General features: G+C 53.0%; 17 protein-coding genes. 4 read left to right on the top strand and 13 right to left on the bottom strand.

The genetic code is table 11. The features are described 5' to 3' along the window. Positions 1–8: 8 nt before the first annotated feature. Positions 9–557 (top strand): peptide-methionine (S)-S-oxide reductase MsrA, encoded by a 549-nt coding sequence (gene msrA, locus EJN92_RS05675; protein ID WP_126126921.1) that lies wholly within the window; start codon positions 9–11, stop codon positions 555–557. 304 nt (positions 558–861) lie between these two features. On the opposite strand, the gene EJN92_RS05670 is transcribed toward msrA (EJN92_RS05675), so the two are convergent. After that, positions 862–1638, bottom strand: coding sequence for a helix-turn-helix domain-containing protein (locus EJN92_RS05670; RefSeq protein ID WP_126126920.1), 777 nt, complete (start codon positions 1636–1638; stop codon positions 862–864). A 183-nt stretch (positions 1639–1821) separates the two neighbouring features. On the opposite strand from EJN92_RS05670, the gene msrA (EJN92_RS05665) reads away from it, so the two are divergent. Then, positions 1822–2406, top strand: a complete 585-nt coding sequence (gene msrA, locus EJN92_RS05665) for a peptide-methionine (S)-S-oxide reductase MsrA (RefSeq protein WP_126126919.1) — start codon at positions 1822–1824, stop codon at positions 2404–2406. A gap of 42 nt (positions 2407–2448) precedes the next feature. Here msrA (EJN92_RS05665) and pdxH read toward each other — a convergent pair whose 3' ends face one another. Both pdxH and EJN92_RS05655 read right to left on the bottom strand, forming a co-directional pair. Next, a complete protein-coding gene (pdxH, locus tag EJN92_RS05660; RefSeq protein WP_126126918.1) occupies positions 2449–3084 on the bottom strand; it encodes a pyridoxamine 5'-phosphate oxidase in 636 nt (211 codons plus the stop codon). A 12-nt stretch (positions 3085–3096) separates the two neighbouring features. Beyond that, a complete protein-coding gene (locus tag EJN92_RS05655) occupies positions 3097–3636 on the bottom strand; it encodes a hemerythrin domain-containing protein (RefSeq protein WP_126126917.1) in 540 nt (179 codons plus the stop codon). Positions 3637–3848: 212 nt separating this feature from the next. On the opposite strand from EJN92_RS05655, the gene tcdA reads away from it, so the two are divergent. Beyond that, complete coding sequence (gene tcdA, locus EJN92_RS05650) at positions 3849–4682, top strand: tRNA cyclic N6-threonylcarbamoyladenosine(37) synthase TcdA (RefSeq protein WP_126126916.1); 834 nt, start codon at positions 3849–3851, stop codon at positions 4680–4682. Between the two features lie 263 nt (positions 4683–4945). Here the strand turns inward: tcdA and EJN92_RS05645 are convergent, their stop codons facing one another. The 5 genes from EJN92_RS05645 to EJN92_RS05625 all read right to left on the bottom strand — a co-directional run bounded on the left by EJN92_RS05645 (position 4946) and on the right by EJN92_RS05625 (position 9025). Further along, on the bottom strand, positions 4946–6211 hold the full coding sequence (locus tag EJN92_RS05645) for a gliding motility protein GldB-related protein (protein ID WP_126126915.1): 1266 nt from the start codon (positions 6209–6211) through the stop codon (positions 4946–4948). A gap of 226 nt (positions 6212–6437) precedes the next feature. Next, positions 6438–6869, bottom strand: a complete 432-nt coding sequence (locus tag EJN92_RS05640) for a MarR family winged helix-turn-helix transcriptional regulator (protein WP_126126914.1) — start codon at positions 6867–6869, stop codon at positions 6438–6440. Further along, positions 6866–7231: a GIY-YIG nuclease family protein gene (locus EJN92_RS05635; protein WP_126126913.1), complete on the bottom strand. Its 366-nt coding sequence runs from the start codon at positions 7229–7231 to the stop codon at positions 6866–6868. Before EJN92_RS05635 ends, EJN92_RS05640 begins: the two co-directional genes overlap by 4 nt. A gap of 25 nt (positions 7232–7256) precedes the next feature. Further along, the gene (locus EJN92_RS05630) at positions 7257–7895 is read right to left on the bottom strand and encodes a DUF2239 family protein (protein WP_126126912.1); all 639 of its coding nucleotides are present in this window, start codon (positions 7893–7895) and stop codon (positions 7257–7259) included. A 236-nt stretch (positions 7896–8131) separates the two neighbouring features. Beyond that, positions 8132–9025, bottom strand: coding sequence for an EamA family transporter (locus EJN92_RS05625; protein ID WP_126126911.1), 894 nt, complete (start codon positions 9023–9025; stop codon positions 8132–8134). Between the two features lie 132 nt (positions 9026–9157). Between EJN92_RS05625 and EJN92_RS05620 the strand changes: the two genes are divergently transcribed. Beyond that, entirely contained in the window at positions 9158–10081 is a 924-nt protein-coding gene (locus tag EJN92_RS05620; RefSeq protein ID WP_170174876.1) for a LysR substrate-binding domain-containing protein, read from the top strand. 360 nt (positions 10082–10441) lie between these two features. Here the strand turns inward: EJN92_RS05620 and EJN92_RS05615 are convergent, their stop codons facing one another. From EJN92_RS05615 to EJN92_RS05595, 5 genes are all read right to left on the bottom strand, one after another. Next, positions 10442–11482: a GMP reductase gene (locus EJN92_RS05615; protein ID WP_126126909.1), complete on the bottom strand. Its 1041-nt coding sequence runs from the start codon at positions 11480–11482 to the stop codon at positions 10442–10444. 217 nt (positions 11483–11699) lie between these two features. Further along, complete coding sequence (locus tag EJN92_RS05610) at positions 11700–12638, bottom strand: metallophosphoesterase family protein (protein WP_126126908.1); 939 nt, start codon at positions 12636–12638, stop codon at positions 11700–11702. A 145-nt stretch (positions 12639–12783) separates the two neighbouring features. Beyond that, on the bottom strand, positions 12784–14223 hold the full coding sequence (locus EJN92_RS05605; RefSeq protein WP_126126907.1) for an efflux transporter outer membrane subunit: 1440 nt from the start codon (positions 14221–14223) through the stop codon (positions 12784–12786). After that, positions 14216–17374, bottom strand: a complete 3159-nt coding sequence (locus tag EJN92_RS05600) for an efflux RND transporter permease subunit (RefSeq protein ID WP_126126906.1) — start codon at positions 17372–17374, stop codon at positions 14216–14218. The genes EJN92_RS05605 and EJN92_RS05600 overlap by 8 nt, the downstream gene beginning before the upstream one ends. 11 nt (positions 17375–17385) lie before the next feature. Next, positions 17386–18576 carry an efflux RND transporter periplasmic adaptor subunit gene (locus EJN92_RS05595; RefSeq protein ID WP_126126905.1) on the bottom strand — a complete coding sequence of 397 codons (1191 nt, stop codon included), beginning with the start codon at positions 18574–18576 and terminating at the stop codon, positions 17386–17388. Positions 18577–18583 lie beyond the last annotated feature (7 nt).

Here is an 18583-nt window from a genome sequence, read left to right as displayed (position 1 = left end):
GACGCAATATGACGCAAAATAATTTAGCATCCAGCGCCGTCGCCACTCTGGGCGGCGGTTGCTTCTGGTGCACCGAGGCGGTATTTCAGCAGATCCGTGGGGTACTCAAAGTGGAGTCAGGTTATACCGGCGGTGCCGTTCATATGCCCACTTATGAGCAGATTTGTACCGGCAAGACTGGCCACGCTGAGGTGGTGCGTCTGAGTTTTGACCCCGCAGTGATCAGTTACCAGGAGCTGCTGGAGATATTTTTTACCATCCACGATCCGACCACGCTCAACCGTCAGGGCAATGACGCCGGCACCCAATACCGTTCGGTTATTTATTTCCATGATGCAGAACAGCAGGCCATTGCGCAGCAGGTGCTACATAAGATGGCAGCGGTATGGGAAGATCCTATCGTCACCGAGCTCAGTACTGCGCCTATGTTTTATATCGCCGAAGACTACCATCAAAATTATTTCCGCCAGCATCCTCAGCAAGGCTATTGCTCGGTAGTGGTAGCGCCTAAGGTGGCCAAGGCGCGCAAGCTGTTTGCCAGTAAATTAATAGGCTGATTTGCTAGGTTGATGCGGTTTTAAAAGTGGCCTGGCCCAGCGCGCATATTCTATGCGGCTTCCAGGCCTACGTGCTTGAAGAAGCGCATGGAATATGCGCGCTGAGCCTGCCGGTTTCGGATTTTGTATTGACTACCTTACTATTCCGCCGACTATGAAGAAAGTCAAAACCCCTCAACACAGAGACACAGAGACACAGAGACTCACTGAGAAAACCAACGTTCTCCGTTTTTTCTCTGTGCCTCCTTTGAGAGGTTTTCGTTTTGTTTTTAATGATTTTCGCAACAGACTGAACTTTACTTGACTACAGCTTCTTCTTATTCTTCTTTTCCTCGTACTGCTCTATATATTCCTTACGTACCAGCGCCTTGAATTGTTGCGGTAGCCATGGCCGAGCTGCCAGCATAAAGCTCATGCGGTGTTTTTCTTCGAACGGTAGTTTGGCGTCTTCCTGATGTTGTTCGGAAAACTCTCTGGCCACTTGCTTGAGGCGATTTAACAGCGCATTGACCGACTGTTTCGATAGCATCACGTTGATCAGGCGCATTAACTCGTGGTCGCCGTTGAAGTCGCAGGATAGATATTCGGCATAGGCTTGATCGCGGAAATCGTTTTGGATAGGGCCGTTCGGTATCCAGCGGAAGGTACGCGAGACCAGCAGCTTGACGCGGTTATTCGGGAGCAGTTCCAGAAAGCCGATCTTATCCAGGCGTAGCAAGTATTTGATGACTTCCACTTCGGTCAGCTCGTAAATCTTGATCATTTGCTCTACCGTCAGCAAATTGAGTGCCGAGACCGCGACCAGAAATTCTTTCGGGTCGTTGATGATTTCTTTTTCTTGCTCAAAGGTCAGCTCTGAGATCAGCGATTCTTCGCCCGAGTTCAGCGCTAAGTCACGTAAGCTGATTTCTGTGGCTTGTAAGATATCGTCTAGTCTTTGTAGGGTAAAATTCTTTTGCGAAAACATGCGTTTGACGCTCGCTTCCGACATAGAGATACGGGTGGCGAGCTCGGCGTAAGTAATATTTCTAGCCTTGAGTTCGCGTTTCAAGGAGTCAACCAGCGTGGTAGCTTTAGGCATGATTTTTTGAAATGTAAAAAAGTATTAAAAAATGATACACCAAGAGCCTAGTCTTGCCACTATTTGTATAAAGATTGCTCATATTTAATGATTACTTGATAATTCAAACTAATAAGTAATTGGTGTGATGCAAGTAAAAATGCGTGTTTTTACTCAGGCATCACCGTATCTGGGAGTGTAAGCATGGCGATCGAGATGGCAACGTTTGGCGGTGGGTGTTTCTGGTGTATAGAAGCAGTGTTTCAGCAATTGCGTGGCGTTAAGGGTGCCGATTCTGGCTTTGCTGGCGGCACTGTGGCACACCCTAATTCTGAGCAAGTGGCAGAAGGCAATACCGGTCACGCCGAAGTGGTAAGGGTCAGTTTTGATAATACCGTGGTCAGTTACCGGACTTTGCTCGAAGTATTTTTTGCCGTGCATGACCCGACTACCTTAAATCGTCAAGGCAGCGATATCGGCAGTCAATATCGTTCGGTGATCTTTACGCATAGTCCTGAGCAAGAGAAGATGGCGGGGAAGGTCATGGACGAACTGGCCTGCGTTTGGGATGCGCCGCTGGTGACTGACTTATTGCCAGTCTCAAGCTTTTATCTGGCCGAAGAATATCATCAGAATTATTACAAGCTCAATGCGCATCAAAGCTATTGCTGCATGGTGATCGCGCCCAAGGTGCAGATCGCCAGAGAGTACGCGAGTCACAGAGTAGCGGGCTCAGTCCGCACAAAAAAGTTTAATTATTCAGGGCATATGAATCGCACCCTGAATTAAAAAAAGCACGCTGATGCGTGCTTTTTTTATGGCGCTACCCAGCTATGGTTGCAAGCGGCTGATGCTCCAGATGCCATCGCTGCCACGCGTGTAGACGATGCGATCATGCAGACGCGAGCTGCGGCCCTGCCAAAATTCTATGCGATCTGGCACCAGACGGTAACCGCCCCAGTGTTGTGGGCGCGGCGGATGATCGCCATGTTCGCTGGTCACTTGTTCCAGACGTTGTTCTAATAAATCGCGATTGGCAATAGGCTGGCTTTGCTGCGAGGCGCAGGCGCTGCGGCGACTGCCTAGCGGGCGGCTATGAAAATAATTGTCGTTGTCTTGCTCTGAGACTTTTTCTATGCGGCCTTCTATGCGTACCTGGCGCTCCAGCGCACTCCAGAAAAATAGCAAGGCAGCCTGTGGGTTAGTCGCCAGATCATGGCCTTTGGCGCTGTCATAGTTGGTGAACCACGAGAAGCCATTTTGGTTAAACTCTTTAATCAGCACGATACGCGACGAAGGCCGGCCCTCGGCATTCACGGTGGCCAGGCTCATGGCATTGGCTTCAGCGGCATCGGCCTTGAGCGCCTGCTCAAACCAGTGCGCAAATTGTAGTATCGGGTCGGCAGCGACGTCGGTTTCTGACAGGCTGGCGAGTTGGTAATCTTTACGGAGATTGGCAATAGACATGATAAATCCTGGTTAAACTTGGGTAGGGATGCCGCGCCGTTCTTGCATGGCGTTGCCTAGTGTAGCCATTTGTGCGTCACTAAATATGCGCTTGGCCATGGGGGCGATCTGAGTTTCTTCGGTGTGCATGTGATCAAAATAAATTTCTTTAAATTGCGCAATATCAGATTCTGCCAATACGGCCGAAACACCGAGAGAAATCGCCTTAAGCTGGCGCTCCAGATTTGCCCACAAAGTGGCCATTTCTGCGTGTTGCTGCAAGATGCGCGGTAATAGCTGCTGCAACAGAGCAGCATCCTCGCCTTGCGCAGTGGCTTCCAGTGTTGGCAGTAGGTCGCATTCTTCATCCTCATGATGCAGTGGTGCCGCATCGGTAAAGTAGCGCAACACCGCAAAGGCGGCTTGTCTGGCTTGCTCGTCGGCACCTTGCTCGGGCAGATGCGCCAGCAATTTGTCTAGCGTAGTCAATTGCTTGCGGATGCGGTCATGGCAATGTTTGAGGACGGCTAGGGGCTGGTCAAAGCCGGGCGCGCTGCTAAATAAATTATCCACAGATCCTCTTGATGTTGGTTAGCTCATGGAGTCGAGGTGAAAATTATGCAGGATTCTGATGAAAGCTGCTTGTCTAAGATCAATCTCCACTCAAGGCTGGGGCCAAGCCAGCGCGAGATTCACTCAGATTGTCAAACGCAGCTGCAATGTGGGCCGCTTGATCTTGTAAAATGGCGGCCTCAGTGTACATCTTTACTAGAAATACCAATTCCATGTATAAGCAACAAGAACCTGTCGATATCGATTTTGAACGGCGTTTTGGCGGCGTCGCCCGTCTGTACGGCGCGGTGGCGCTGGAACATTTCAAGCAAGCCAATGTCTGCATCGTCGGCGTCGGCGGCGTCGGTTCATGGGTGGTGGAGGCGCTGGCGCGTAGTGCGATCGGCCATCTGACCATGATAGACCTGGATAACGTGGCTGAATCGAATGTCAATCGCCAGCTACAAGCAACCAGCGAGACGCTAGGCAAGGCCAAGGTCACAGCGCTGGCCGAGCGCATCTACCAGATCAATCCGTTTTGCCAGGTCACTGAGGTAGAAGATTTTGTGACGCCGGAGAATCTCGATCAGATGATAGGCGCGCATAATTTTGATTATGTGATCGATGCCATCGACAGCGTCAAAGCCAAGACCGCGCTGATCGCGTATTGCCGCCAGCGCGGCATCCCCTTGATCACGATAGGGGCGGCGGGTGGCCAGACTGATCCCTGCAAGATAGAAATACGTGATCTGTCGCGCACCGAGCAAGAGCCTTTGCTGGCGCTGGTACGCAAACGCCTGCGCCAAAATTTCGGCTTTCCGCGCGGTAGCAAAAGCAAATTCGGTATCGATGCCGTGTTTTCTATGGAGGCCTTGGCTATGCCCGAGACGGCCGAAGTCTGCGAAGTCGATGACACCAGCAACGCAGGCGTGACCGGCCTCAATTGCGCCGGTTTTGGCTCCTCCATCGTGGTCACCGCCTCCTTCGGTTTAGCGGCGGCGGCACAAGTCTTACGCAATCTGGCAGCAGCCGCCAAGGCAAAAGCGGCGAGCCAGGAAGCTATCTAGATTTTTAAAACCAGCATGCCGCCACGGCGCATAGTCCATGCGGCTTTGCGGCATGCCTGGCCTGTAAGCCGCATGGGATATGCGTGTTGGGCCAGGGGGCGGTCTTGATTGCCTTCCATTTTGAGTCATGTGCCAGCTATTTCGCCTTGCTGGCTTATATGATGGAAAGCTGCGCAGTATGTGCTGCGGAAATGTAATTTGAAATCGTTGGGATGTTAGAACTCATCCGGTTTTCGACACCGTTTTCCGCTGATAAAGCTCGCTTAATCGCCCGGCACGAAATAAGCGCTTTGTTCGACGAAACGTTCGAAGTCTTTGACGTTCAGGATGTCACTCACCGCCTGCTGCTTGTCGCTGGCCTTTTGGTAGTAGGCCTGCACGATACGGAACCCGATAAAATAGCCAAGATCAGATGGTCGTCCATCGGAACTACTGCCGTTGTATAGCCAGCGCGCCCTATTTTTTTCACGCATGTCGCTTAAGAATTCTTGCTTCAGAGTTGCTTCATTGGCGTAACCGTAGGTGTAAATGTGGGCATTGAAATTACCTTCCGAAATTAGCGAAGCGAGGAAGTCGGCAGCACCTTCTTTGATAGCACTCGATAAAAGATCGCTGCCATTATATTGCTGCTGGAAGTGCATTAATTCATGCACTACCAGATTTGGCAGCAAGTCTATCGACTTAGTACCTGCCTTGAGCCAAGGGCTCAGCTCATCGATAGGCACGGCGTCTGTGCGGGTGATCATTTCGGTGCCTATCAGTAAGCCCTCACTCGTGGCGGTACCACCCGAACTGAGTGCTCCGATCACAAAGTACACGTCGGGAAATAGTGCTTGGGGATACATAGACTTGAACTTGCGCGCAGATTTTCTTATCGTCGATTCGACCGCTGCCACTTGCAGCGTCGCCGGACGTATCGCGGCATAGTATTTCGGGTAGCGTGCAATCGTCTTGGCAAGATTGGCGCCACTGCTGATGCGCGAGATGACAAAGCCGTGCAGGCCGGGCGTGCCTTGATCAAGGTATTCGCGCTCGAAAAGTGCGGCCGGATCGCCGCTGCTGCTTAGCTTATCGTAAGTATTCCAGAATAATGACAGATCGCTGGTGACGAATTTAAAGCTCTCAGGGCTGGCATGCGTAGCGCGGTAGTCGCGCTCATTGTCTTGGGCTTTCTGGAGTTGCGTGGTCCAGCGCGGGTCGGCATGCAGCGGGACGAGGTCAGCATCGTTGCGCATTTCTTCATGCTGGTACCAGCCAGTATTGATGCTCTGCTTGAGCGCGCCGAAGGCCAGTTCCATCTCACCGCGCTGCGCATACAGGCGTGCCTGATTGTAAAACAGCGAGGCGCTGACATAGCCACCTGCTAGCGCTTTGTTATAAGCCTTGATCGCCGTCACAGTCTCATTTTTTGCTGCAGCAACTTCTGCCTTATTCGCCCACTGGCGTGGCGATAGCTGAACTTGGGTTTGTGCGGATACGCAAGCTGCTGCCAGTAATGCTGCAAAGCTCAAGATGAAACGGTATTTCATGGTGTTTTCCAATACGATATGATTATGCTAAACCAAGCGGGCTGCGTATCAGGTGGCAGTTCGCTTTGGCCTTGGGCATGGCATGTGGCTCTTCAATGTTCTTGTGTCGTGCGCCTTTTGGGCGCGCTACGATAGGTCGTTTAGCTGGCGTTACCACAGCAGCACGGACGCACTGCCAGACTGTGCGAGTGGCCAAGTCTGCAGTAAAACATCTCGATCGCTTTGCTCATGCGAGTGCTAAGCTGGGCGTGCTTGCAAGTTTTACCATTGCCGCGGAAACCATCTCTAGCGCTGGCGGGGCGATGGTTTCTACGGCTTCGCTGCAAATGCTTTCGGCAGTCTCGCGTGCCGCATTCAGCAGCGCACGTCCGCTCGGGCGAAGCACGGCCTGACGCAATCCTTGATCACCTTCGCGCAGCACCAGACCTATCTTTTCGAGCACGATCAACTGCCGCAGCAGCGACGATTGGGATAGCCCAAGCGGACGCACGAGTTGCGCAATGCTCAGCCGACCAGCGTCCGCTTGCGCGAGCAAATTGAGTAGCGCAAAATCATTGAAACTGATGCCATGGTGTAAGCCCAACTCGTCGTCAAGCTTGAGTTGCAGGCTAGCGTGGGCGCCGTGTAGCGCCAAACAGAAAGCGAGATTGGTGCTCATTGAGCTTCGCTCCTAGCTTGCTCATAGTCGAGTTCGCCGACACTAGGGATTTCCTGGCGCCACAGGCTAAGCAGCATTTTCAATTCTTGTGCGGCATTGAAGGCCGGATCTACGCTTGGTTTGAGCGTGTCGAGTATGTCAAACAGAAAATTGCTCTCGCCGTGTTCGAGCCAATCCTGCGCCAGCCTCGGATTGCGATGCAAGCCATGCTTGAGTTCAAAACGATGCCGGTTGAGGGTGCCCTGAACGTTCGTGCTTCCCGCAACCAAGGACCGGCCCGTGATCTGGTTACGGATCGCGTAGACGCCTGCCCGGTTGGTGGTCTCCAGATACTGTCGTTTCAGCGTCTTATTATTTGTCATCATCTATCCTTCTTGTTTTAATCGTTCACGGTGCCAGCGATGGCGCTACTGTCAGCGGCTGTGGATATGCCAGGTAGCTGAGGTAATCGCGAACGTCGTCCGGCCAAGCAGCGGTCAGTTGGCGTAACTTTGGCGCGTCGTTTGCAAACAGTGCACGCGAGGCTTCTTCAAAGCCCGCCATATCACCAGCCATGGCCGACATGAAGTGGTAAGCGCATGTACTTGCCTGGCGTTGCTGATCGCGGCCCAGGTTGGCCCGGCGCGCCTCATCCAGCAGTTTGCGCAAAGTCACCGATGCACCGCCTGGCTGTGCAGCCAACCAATCCCAGTGGCGCGGCAGTAGCGTGACTTCGCGCGAGACCACCCCGAGCTTTGGCCGACCTCGGCCACGCGGTTCAGCAGTTTCCGCGGTAGCTATTAGTGTCGATGCGTTTTCTTGGAGCGGCGTCTGCTCTGGCGCTAGGCGGGCGCATATCTCAGCATCGCTGCCGCGCGTGTCGATATCGACAACTTGACCAGTCTGGTCGCAGAAGGTCAGCACGGGATTAGGTGGCTCCAACGCCAGAGCGTGTTTCACAGCCAAGGCATTGACCGTCAAGCGGCCAGATGCGATGCGCTGGTGGCCGTTAAAGCTGGTGTAAGTAGGGGACGCGGTATCAATCATGTTTAGCTTAGTCTTGAATTGGATAGGACTTACGCAAAACCGCCTCAGCGTCCTTGTATCCGCCTTGCCGTACTAAAGTACTGTTTTCGGCGGTACGCCTAGCTGTAACAATTTTGCGTAATTCCTATTGAAAATGTAATTTTACCCGGGTTAAATTAATGCGTCAATAATACCTGGGTAAAATTGCAGGACTGTCTCGTAAAAAGCTGAATCAGGATGACGCTGGCAATCTCAGCTTAGCGAATGCTGACCTTACTCCATAGCAGCTTGAGTCGCGGATAAAAGGTGGACGTCAGCAGTCCAAGAAAAATAAAGACTATGCCCACGGTTTGACCGGAGCTCATCATGGCGCCAAAGATTAGCCAGGAAAAAAGCATGGCGAAAATGGGGACTAGCAGAGCAATCGGGGCAACTTCGGCAGAGCTGTAACGCGCCATCAGCGAGTTCCAGACCCAGTAACCGAACAAAGTTGTTGGGTACACCTGAAACAGGAGCGAGCTCAAAGCGATGCCGTTCAGTTGTTGGGGGAGTTCGGTGAATGCGCTGGCTCCTGTATTGACAGCAGCCAATGCAAACAGAGGTAAGGGCGCAAACAGGCACGACCATGCCACAAACCCCAATATTCCCGCTGCTTTGACGGACGAGCGTTTTACCACCAGGTTGGCGATGCTCAGTGCGAGCGCAGCCGACATCACCAGCACCAAGCCGATTGCTGGCGTAGTGCCGCCAGTTGCGATGACGACCAGAATAAATCCGACTAAAGCGATCGCACTGCCAAGTTTTTGCGCTTTCGATAGCAGCTCACCGAGCCACAATAAGCCCAGAAATGGGGTAATGAACGCGCTCGATTGCAGTAACCAGGCAGCCAATCCCGGTGCCAGTCCTGCTCGTATGGCCAGGGTGACCAGACCCCAAGTGCCGACACCGAAGCTCAAACCGTAAACCACCAACCAGCGCCACGCAACTGCTGGACGAGGTAAAAATAGTACTAAGGGAAAAGCGGTCAGTGCGAAGCGTAATCCTGCCAGCACAAACGGGTCTATATGGGCAACGCCTAGTTTAATAAACGAGAAATTGAGCCCCCAGATCAGCGCAACAGCAACGGCCAGCAAAAAGTCTTTAGTTTTCATGATGTGTGTATTCGGTTAGTCTGCGAATAAGCATTATCATGTGTGCGAATAAGCGCGGAAAGTGCTATTTTTATGTATTTATTGTGCGTATATCGCATAATAGGAAGCTCCTGTCCTCGACTTGTCTATGCCATGCACTCATCTACCTTGCCCTCCTTGTCCGCACTGCAATCCTTTGAGGCGGCGGCACGTTTGGGGAGCTTTAGCAAAGCGGCTTTGGAGCGCAATCTCACCCACAGTGCCGTCAGCCGGCATATCCAGGCGGTGGAGTATTGGTGTGGCGAGATCTTGTTTCAACGCAATGGGCCCAAGGTCGACCTATTGCCTGCCGGGCAGATCCTGAGCCAGCGTTTAGGCACATCATTGCAAGCATTACGCCTTGCACTCAATCTCGATGCACTGTCTGGGGCACAGCAGCCGCTAAAAGTCTACATGCTATCCTCCCTGGCGCACAACTGGTTCATTGGGCAATTGCATGCGTTCAGTACCGCCTGTCCGCAGATCAGCCTATCGCTCGAGACCGGCTATGAGATGGTGAGTTTGCCGCCCCAGTCGCCAGCAGTGGCGATACGCTACGGTCACTTTGGACGGACAGGTTTGCGTTGCCATCGACTCTGGTTTGACCACATGGTGGTGGTCGCGGCACCTGCATGGCTAGAGCAGTACGGTGAACAGTCAGAGCAGTGGCCGGCACATCAGTTTCTACGCCATACGCACGAACCCTGGCCGATTCGCCTGCCCAAGAGCGGCTTGGCTAAAGCCAGCAAACTTCCAGAGGCGTCGGGGCACGAGTTCAATGATGCTTTACTGCTGGTGGAAGCGGCAAGCCAAGGCTGTGGTATCGCCTGGGTGAGAGCATCTTTGGTGCAGCGCTTTGTGAAAGCGGGTCACTTGCGCGTGCTTGTGCAAGCCGAACAAATGTCAGAAAAATCAGTCTGGCTGGTGTGCCGGGAAGACATGGCGGATCTGCCGCAGGTCAGGGACTTTTGCCTATGGGCAGTCATGGCGGCGAAAAAATTTTGTGTCAGCGCTGATTTAGCAAAAGACGAGCACTAAAAATCAAAAAACAATAGTGTGTGAGCAGCACGGGGTCTGAGCAACACTGGGTCCGCAAGCTAGAGCAAGCTGGGGCTAGTTTCAACATTTCAAGATCCATGCATATTAATCAAATTATATGGCGAGACCTCTGACGAGAATGGCTGGCGGTACTTGCTTTTGTGTGCGATCGCTTCGTGACGGGAGGTGATCTAGAATTTAAAACCAGCATGCCGCCACTGCGCATATCCCATGCGGCTTTGCAGCCTGCCTAGCCTGTAAGCCGCATGGAATATGCCTGATAGGCTTGCCCGACCTGCAGAGCGCATGGGATATGCGCGCTGGGCCAGGTGCTTTGAATTAACTCAAATACGTTTGGTTTTAGGATTTACCAAACACTTCATTGAGTTGCTGGGTGACGCGGATGAAGGTGGTGCGCTTGGTGAGTTCCTTGAGCTTGTGCGCGCCGACGTAGGTGCAGGCCGAACGCACCCCGCCGAGGATGTCGAGCAGGCTTGCTTCTACCGGTCCACGGTAAGGTAATAAGACTTCCTTACCTTCCGAGGCGCGGTATTTGGCGACGCCACCGGCGTATTTATCCATGGCGGCGCGACTGCTCATGCCGTAAAAACTCTTGAATTGCTGACCGTCGCGTTCGACCAGGTCGCCAGCACATTCGTCGTGGCCGGCTAGCATGCCACCTAACATGATGAAATCAGCACCGGCACCAAAGGCCTTGGCCAAATCACCCGGTACGACGCAACCGCCATCGGCGCAAATTTGCCCGCCCAGACCGTGGGCGGCATCGGCGCATTCTATCACTGCCGACAATTGCGGATAGCCAACCCCTGTCATCTTGCGGGTGGTGCAGACTGAGCCTGGGCCTATGCCGACTTTGACGATGTCGGCACCGGCCAGTATCAGTTCTTCGGTGATGTCGCCAGTGACCACGTTACCGGCCATGATGGTCAGATGCGGATAGCTAGTGCGTACTTTTTTGACGAAATTGATGAAACCTTCGGTGTAGCCGTTGGCCACGTCGATGCAGACGTATTCGATGGCGTTGTGCGCATGATTCATGACGGCTGAAAATTTGTCGAAATCGGCCTGGGTGATGCCCATGGAATAGAAGGAGGTCGATTTTTTTTGCAGACCGGAAAAGTAGGCGATCAGGCTGGCTTCATCATAATGTTTGTGTAGTGCCACCGACATTTGATGTTTGCCCAGCGCAGCGGCCATTTCCATGGTGCCGGTGCTATCCATATTGGCAGCGATGATGGGGATGCCGTGGTAAGTCTTGCCGGAATGATGGAAGACAAATTCGCGTTGTAGCTCGACTTGCGCGCGTGAGGTGAGGGTGGATCGCTTGGGACGGATCAACACGTCCTTGAAATCAAGCTTAAGTGACTCTTCTATATGCATGACAACTCCGGTAAACGTCGCTAAGACGCGGCAGAGTTCCGGCTATCGGTGTGACAGGGGAATCCTCTGAACCGTCATTCAGTATAGTCAATTTTGGCGCGCATTAGCGCCAGCTTTTGCAATAGCCGGTATCACCGTTACGGTATAGGCAGAATATGGATCAGAATCAGAATCTGAATCTGAAGCAGAGAATTAAGCGGGCGATAATTGCCGCGTATCAATGGCAAACACCATGTCCTGTATCGTTGAAACTCTCGCCAGCAACTGGTACAAATTCCCAATCATAACTATTGGCGTGCAGGCTGAGCTTCAAAACGCCATGCACTGCATTGTTTCTCGCCTCTGTCGTTGGCTTGGCAAAGAACATGGGTGTGAGTTTGGCACCGCCAGTGCCGACCACGAAGCTGCGTATGCCATTTTTATCGTCGCGTTCACCGCTGCCGTTGATAGGACTCATGCGCTCATAATCGTGGTCGTGCGAACTGAGGACGATATCTGCTTTGGCCGCGGCTAGCATCTCCCAGGCTGGCTGCATGGTGTCGTTGTTGCCGTGCCCACCAGAGCTAAATACCGGATGATGCCAGTAGGCCAGAATACAGCTACGTTTGTTGCTGCTTAACTGTTGTTTCAGCCAGCGCAATTGTTCTTGCATGGGCTGCCCTGTACGATTGCTATTGAGTGAGATGATCAGCCAATTGCCCAGGCCTTTGCTGTAATAACCGCGTCTATCCGGGCCCGCCAGTTCTTCAAAATAATTGTAATAACCGAGCGCCGAAGGCATGCCGTAATCGTGATTGCCGGGTGAGGGCAGGGTGCTCTCCTTGAACTTACCCCAGGTCGGCTCATAGCAATTATTGAATTCTTCAGGACGTCCCACAGGATAAGTATTGTCTCCAAGCGTCAATACCAGCGCCTTGCTGTCTTGTAGCAAACCAGCATTGATCAGCTCTGCGGTCTTGGCCGCCATGCTCTCTTCGGGCGGCAATTTTTTGCAGTCGGCGATGTCGCCTGCTGCATACACGGTCAGCGTTTTGATGGCTGCTGGCTTAACGGCTTTAGCTTTGGCCGCACTGGCCAGTTCAGGGTAGACGAGGGCGGCGCAACACAGTAGCGCGCAGCTAGTAAGGGACGCGTAACGCGCAAACAAATCAGACATGGAGAAAATTCAGGTAAGGGCTAGGCGTGGCGCCAAGAGCAGCATTCTACCTGTTTCGCCAGACTAGGGTTAGGCAATCAGGCCAGCCGCCCTAGGCTGGCCTGATGCAACTCTTTCTCAAACGGGAGTTTTGTATCTGAGTTTATTATTTGACTGCGCGCTGCCAGCCGCCTCCCAATGATTTATATAATTCCACGCGGGCATTGATTTGATTACGTTGGGCACTGATCAGGCTGAGTTGGGCATTGAACAGACTGCGTTGGGCATCGAGTGCCTCCAGATAGCTGGAGTAACCGTTTTCATAGCGTAAATTGGCTAGGCGAAGTTGTCTTTGCAGCGCATTCACCTTGGTCTTTTCATTGACTACCTTGTCGCCCAGTACTTGATTGCTGATCAGGCTAGTGCGGGTTTCGCCAAAAGCAATTTGCACTGCCAATTGATAGGCGGCGGCAGCTTGGCGTTCTCTGGCTTTGGCCTGATCGACTTGGGCGGCGCTCATGCCGTTGTCAAACAGCGGCATGCTCAGGTTGCCGACAAAGGAGGAGATGTTGGAACCGGTGCTAAACAACTTGCCCAGATCATTGCTTTCAAAGCCGAGTAAGCCAGTCAAAGAAATTTTCGGGAAATACGCGGCGCGCGCCGCTTCGATTCTGGCACGTGCGGCCAAAAGATTTGCTTCGGCTTGCGCAATATCGGCGCGCCGCAATAATAAGTCTGAGCTTAATTGGGCTGGCACCTGATCGCTGATGCCGAGATCAGGGATGGTTTTGCCGCGTGCTATGCCTTGCTCTATCAAGGCCCGTGGGGCTTGCCCTGAGAGTATGCTGAGAGCAGCTTCCAGTTGCGCGATAGACTGTTTTAGATCCGGCAAGGCCGATAGTGTGCTGGCTAGCTCGACTTCGGCCTGGCGCACGTCTAGTTCTGAGGTGACACCGCCGAGGAAGCGTTTTTTCTGCAAATCATAGGATTCCTGACGCGATTTAACCGTGTCTTCGGCGATCTTGAGTTGCTCATCAAGGGCGCGCAAATTAAAGTAATTTTGCGCCACTTCTGCATGTAAAGAGAGTAAAGCGGCGTCACGGTTGTACTCAGCGGCAAACAGATCTTGTCTGGCTGCATTGCTTGCATTGCGTACCCGCCCCCACAAATCGAGCTCCCAGCTGGCTTGCCCGATTAGTTGATAGTCTTTATTTGGATTGCTCACGGGGCGGCCAAGGTTTTCAGACTGACGGTTAGTACTGCCCGCGGCAGCCAGATCTATGCGTGGCAATTGTGCGGCAGAGTTGATACCAAAAACAGCACGCGCCTCGTCCAACTTGGCGCTTACTTGCGCCAGATTCTGATTCGATTTATCGGCATCGGCGATCAATTGATTTAACACCGTATCGTTAAATTGCTCCCACCACCGGCTTGTTAGTTGGGTTTGATATTCTGTCTTGGTGGCAGCGACTGACACTGGAAGATCGAGTACCGGCATGCTGCTCGATGGGTTAAACGCGCAGCCAGCTAACAGGCTTGCCAGTAGTGGCGCAGCGCACAGCGCCAGTAGCTGCTGGCCGTGTTTCGCATAGGAAGTTTTACGCATGATGATCTCCTTGTGCGGCAGCTGCAGCAACGGGCGTTGTGGCTGCAGTTTTTTTCTTTTCACTCATTTGCATAATCAGTCGGAAGAACAAGGGGATAAAGAAAATCGCGATGAAGGTGGCTGCCAACATACCGCCTATGACAGGCACACCGAGTGCTATCCGGCTGCCAGAGCCCGCGCCGCTAGAGGTTACCAAAGGTACACAACCGAGGATAAAGGCCAGCGAAGTCATCACGATAGGGCGGAAGCGTAAGCGCGCCGCATCGAGTGCAGCTTCCAGTAAAGTGTCGCCCTCTTCGTATTTCATGATGGCAAACTCGACGATCAAGATGGCGTTTTTAGCCGCTAATCCAACCAGAGTAATTAAACCAACCTGGAAGTAAACATTATTCGTGAGACCCGTTAAATACACCGACAGTAGCGCGCCAAACAGGGCAAACGGAACTGCGGTAATCACTGCAAACGGCAGGCTCCAGCGCTCATATTGCGCCGCCAGTATCAGAAATACCATTACGATACCCATTAAGAAAGCCATGGCAGCGGCACTGCCGGATTGTTTCTCCTGAAACGCCGAACCTGTCCACTGCAATTTGTAGTCATTGTTTGCCATGGATTTTTCTACTTCTTCCAGCGCCGCGATGGCCTGGCCGGAGCTGACGCCAGCGGCCGGTGTCGCCATGATCTTGGCCGCCTGGAACACGTTAAAGCGTTCCACCAGCTCAGGCCCCAATGTCGGTTTGACTTTGACCAGGCTGGTCAGCGGTATCATATTGCCCTTGTCCGAGCGCACATAGACATTGCGGATGTCGTCCGGACGGGCGCGGTAGTCCGCTTCCGATTGCAATTGGACTCGGTAGGTACGGCCAAACTGGTTGAAATCATTCACGTACACCTGGCCGAAAGTGGCTGACATGGCATCAAATACCTGATTGATATTGACACCCAGTGCCTTGGCTTTTTCACGGTCGAGGTCTACATAAATTTGCGGCACGTTGGCGCGGAAGGTAGTCGATACGCTGGCAAACTCGGGACGCTTCTTGGCTTCGGTGATGAAGTTATTCAACGCTACCGCGAAGCTGGCGGTATTGCCGGTGCCGCGGTTTTGCAGGTAGGCTTCGATGCCGCCGGTGGTGGACATGCCAGAGATCGGTGGCGGGTTGAAGGTGGCGGCAAAACCGTCTTTCATGCCCATATACGCCATGCCCTGAAAGGTTTTCGCCAGGGCGAATGAGCTGTCCGTCTTAGCGTGACGCTCATCCCAGTTTTTCAGTGTGACGAAAGAGATGCCGCCATTGCTGACCACCGCACCGGACAAGAGATCGAAGCCGGTGAAGCTCACTACGTTGGAGACGTTTTTATTGGCCATCAGCATCTGATCGAATTGCGAACTGCTGACCTCGGTGCGGTTTAGTGAAGAGGCATCGGGCAACATGACGGCGCTCAGCAAATAGCCTTGATCTTCATCCGGTACCAGGGTGCTCGGTACATGCTTCATCATAAATACCATGGCGACTAAAATACCGCCAAAAATCAGGAAGGCGATACCGACGCGGCGGTTCAGGAAGGCCACGCCACCGACATAGCCATTGGTGAGTTTGTCGAAGGCACGATTGAAAGCTACAAAAAAGCGGTTAGGTTGGTGATGGCTGTTCTTGAGCAAAATCGCACACAGGGCAGGCGTCAGCGTCAACGCGACGATGCCGGAAATAATTACCGAGACCGCGATGGTAACGGCAAACTGCTGGTACATCACACCGGTCATCCCGCCCATGAAAGCGACCGGCAAGAATACCGCGCACAATACCAATACGATCGCCACCACCGGGCCTGATACTTCTTCCATCGCCTTGATCGACGCCTCTTTGGCCGAGCATTTGGTTTCGCTCATGATGCGCTCAACGTTCTCCAGAACCACGATGGCGTCATCGACCACGATACCAATGGCCAATACCAAGCCGAACAAAGTCAGCAGGTTGATCGAGAAGCCAAACGCCAGCATTCCGGCAAAGGTACCGATTAAAGAGATCGGTACCGCGATGCAGGGTATTAAGGTGGCACGGAAATTTTGCAGGAATAAATACACCACGATGAACACCAGCACAATCGCTTCTAGCAGCGTATGCAGCACTTCCTCGATAGAGATTTTGACGAAAGTGGTAGTGTCGTAAGGAATCGAATAGGCGATGCCGTCCGGGAAGCGGGATTTCAACTCTTCCATTTTTGCGGTAATCGCACTGGCCACACCGATCGCATTAGCACCCGGCTGCAGGTACAGGCCTATGGCGACGGCAGGCTTGCCGTTGAGCTTGGCTTTCAGGTCATAATCTTTGCCGCCCATCTCGACGCGGGCGACATCTTTGAGGCGCGTCTTGGCGCCGTCGGCCATAGAGCGCACGATGATATTTTCAAATTCTGCCACACTGGTCAGGCGGCCTTGGGCATTCACGGTGTAAGTGAAATCAATCGGGGCGCTAGTGGGTTGGGCGCCTATTTTTCCGGCAGAGAACTGGGCATTTTGCTCGCGGATGGCGCTGATTACATCCGATGGGGTCAGGCTCAGTTGCGCCAAACGGTCAGGGCGCAGCCAGATACGCATGGCGTAATCGGTACCGCCGAACATGGTCAGATCGCCGACGCCGGGAATGCGTTTGAGTTCATCGACGATATTCAATAAGGCATAGTTAGACAGGAAAGTGGTGTCGTAACGGCCATTCGGTGAATCGATCGCCACCAGATTGAGGATAGAGGTCGATTTCTTTTTGACGGTAACGCCCTGGCGCTTCACTTCTTCGGGTAACTGCGCCATGGCGGCCGAGACGCGGTTGTTGACGTTAATCGTGGCTTGATCTGGGTCGGTGCCGATGGCGAAATACACATTCATATTCATCTGGCCGTTGGAGGCGGAGCCAGACTGCACATAAATCATTTTTTCCACACCATTAATCTGTTGCTCTAACGGTGCCGCGACGGTTTGCGCGATCACTTCCGGTGTCGCGCCCGGGAAAAACGCCACCACGGAAACCACGGGCGGCGTGATGCCAGGGTATTGTTCTATCGGTAGGGATTTGATCGCGGCCAGACCGCCCAGCACGATGATGATGGAGATCACGCTGGCAAAGATGGGCCGTTCTATAAAAAATTTTGAAAACATGCTGCCTCCGCTTATTTCGTGCTGGCAGCAGTTGCGCTCGCCGCTTGGCTGGTGGTTGGGGCGCTGGAGGCAGTAGTCGGCTTCACGGTGGAGCCAGGAGGCGCTTTCATTTGCCCTTCTATAATCACGGTTTCGCCGGCCTGTACACCTGATTCGATGATGACCTTACCGTTCACGATACTGCCTAGTTTGACCGGTTTTGGCACCACTTTATTTTCTTTATCTACCGTGAATAGGATGTGATCCGCTTGCGATTGCATGACAGCGCGCTCGGGCACCACCAGCGCATTCTTTCTGACGCCCAGATCGAGCGTGACGCGCACAAATTGGCCAGGCAGCAATTCGCCCTTGGGGTTACTGAAAATGGCACGTGCCCGTATCGTGCCGGTCTTAGGATCCACCCGATTATCCGAGAAATTGATCTTGCCCTTGTGCTGATAAATACTGCCATCCGACAGTTTTAGCGTTGCACTCAGATTCTTTAAATCATTGAGCGAGACTTTATCGCTGCGCACTGCGGCATCGAGTTCTTGCTTATCTTGTTCTGAGTAAGAAAAATTTACATACAGAGGATCAAGCTGGGAGATGGTGGTGAGTTTGCCTGAGTCGCCGCTGGCGCTGATCAAACTACCTTCCGATTGCACCAGTTTGCTGGTGGTGCCAGAAATCGGTGCGATTACCTTGGTATAGCCAAGATTGAGTTCGGCCTGTTTCAGGCTAGCTTGCGCCGTGCTATTGCTGGCTACCGCGGTATTGTAGGCGGCATTGGCATCATCGAAATCTTTACGGCTGACGGCATTCTCTTTATACAGCGGTGCGATACGGTCGCGGTCGGCGCGTGCCTTTTCTAATTTGGCGACCTCTTGCGAGAATACCCCTTTGGCTTGATCCAGCGCCGCTTTATACGGTTCCGGATCGATTTCAAATAAAACTTGCCCGGCCTGTACGATCTGGCCTTCGGTATAGGTTTTTTTGATGAAAATGCCGTTTACCCGCGAGCGCACATCCACATCGCGAAAGCCTGCAGTCTCGCCCACCATTTCTTTACTCAAGGGCGCGTCACCCGCGACCAGGGTGATTACGCTCACCGGTGCCGGCGGGCGTTGCTGCGCCTCGGGGGCTTTGCTACAGCCAGTTAGCGCGCTGATGACGAGTAGGCTGATGGCGCTGAGACGGAAATTGAATGAAGAAGTAGGGGACATTGCTGAC

It is taken from the genome of Undibacterium parvum (assembly GCF_003955735.1).
Taxonomy (GTDB): Bacteria; Pseudomonadota; Gammaproteobacteria; order Burkholderiales; family Burkholderiaceae_D; genus Undibacterium; species Undibacterium parvum.
This window is presented reverse-complemented; position numbering and strand designations above follow the sequence as displayed.

Excerpts from the sequence above, each read along its gene's own strand:
- EJN92_RS05635 (WP_126126913.1), bottom strand. The coding sequence starts at position 7,231 with ATGACAAATAATAAGACGCTGAAACGACAGTATCTGGAGACCACCAAC.
- EJN92_RS05640 (WP_126126914.1), bottom strand. The coding sequence starts at position 6,869 with ATGAGCACCAATCTCGCTTTCTGTTTGGCGCTACACGGCGCCCACGCT.
- EJN92_RS05595 (WP_126126905.1), bottom strand. The coding sequence starts at position 18,576 with ATGTCCCCTACTTCTTCATTCAATTTCCGTCTCAGCGCCATCAGCCTA.
- tcdA (WP_126126916.1), top strand. The coding sequence starts at position 3,849 with ATGTATAAGCAACAAGAACCTGTCGATATCGATTTTGAACGGCGTTTT.
- msrA (WP_126126919.1), top strand. The coding sequence starts at position 1,822 with ATGGCGATCGAGATGGCAACGTTTGGCGGTGGGTGTTTCTGGTGTATA.
- pdxH (WP_126126918.1), bottom strand. The coding sequence starts at position 3,084 with ATGTCTATTGCCAATCTCCGTAAAGATTACCAACTCGCCAGCCTGTCA.
- EJN92_RS05615 (WP_126126909.1), bottom strand. The coding sequence starts at position 11,482 with ATGCATATAGAAGAGTCACTTAAGCTTGATTTCAAGGACGTGTTGATC.
- EJN92_RS05625 (WP_126126911.1), bottom strand. The coding sequence starts at position 9,025 with ATGAAAACTAAAGACTTTTTGCTGGCCGTTGCTGTTGCGCTGATCTGG.
- EJN92_RS05670 (WP_126126920.1), bottom strand. The coding sequence starts at position 1,638 with ATGCCTAAAGCTACCACGCTGGTTGACTCCTTGAAACGCGAACTCAAG.
- EJN92_RS05600 (WP_126126906.1), bottom strand. The coding sequence starts at position 17,374 with ATGTTTTCAAAATTTTTTATAGAACGGCCCATCTTTGCCAGCGTGATC.
- EJN92_RS05620 (WP_170174876.1), top strand. The coding sequence starts at position 9,158 with ATGCACTCATCTACCTTGCCCTCCTTGTCCGCACTGCAATCCTTTGAG.
- EJN92_RS05605 (WP_126126907.1), bottom strand. The coding sequence starts at position 14,223 with ATGCGTAAAACTTCCTATGCGAAACACGGCCAGCAGCTACTGGCGCTG.
- EJN92_RS05630 (WP_126126912.1), bottom strand. The coding sequence starts at position 7,895 with ATGATTGATACCGCGTCCCCTACTTACACCAGCTTTAACGGCCACCAG.
- EJN92_RS05610 (WP_126126908.1), bottom strand. The coding sequence starts at position 12,638 with ATGTCTGATTTGTTTGCGCGTTACGCGTCCCTTACTAGCTGCGCGCTA.
- msrA (WP_126126921.1), top strand. The coding sequence starts at position 9 with ATGACGCAAAATAATTTAGCATCCAGCGCCGTCGCCACTCTGGGCGGC.
- EJN92_RS05645 (WP_126126915.1), bottom strand. The coding sequence starts at position 6,211 with ATGAAATACCGTTTCATCTTGAGCTTTGCAGCATTACTGGCAGCAGCT.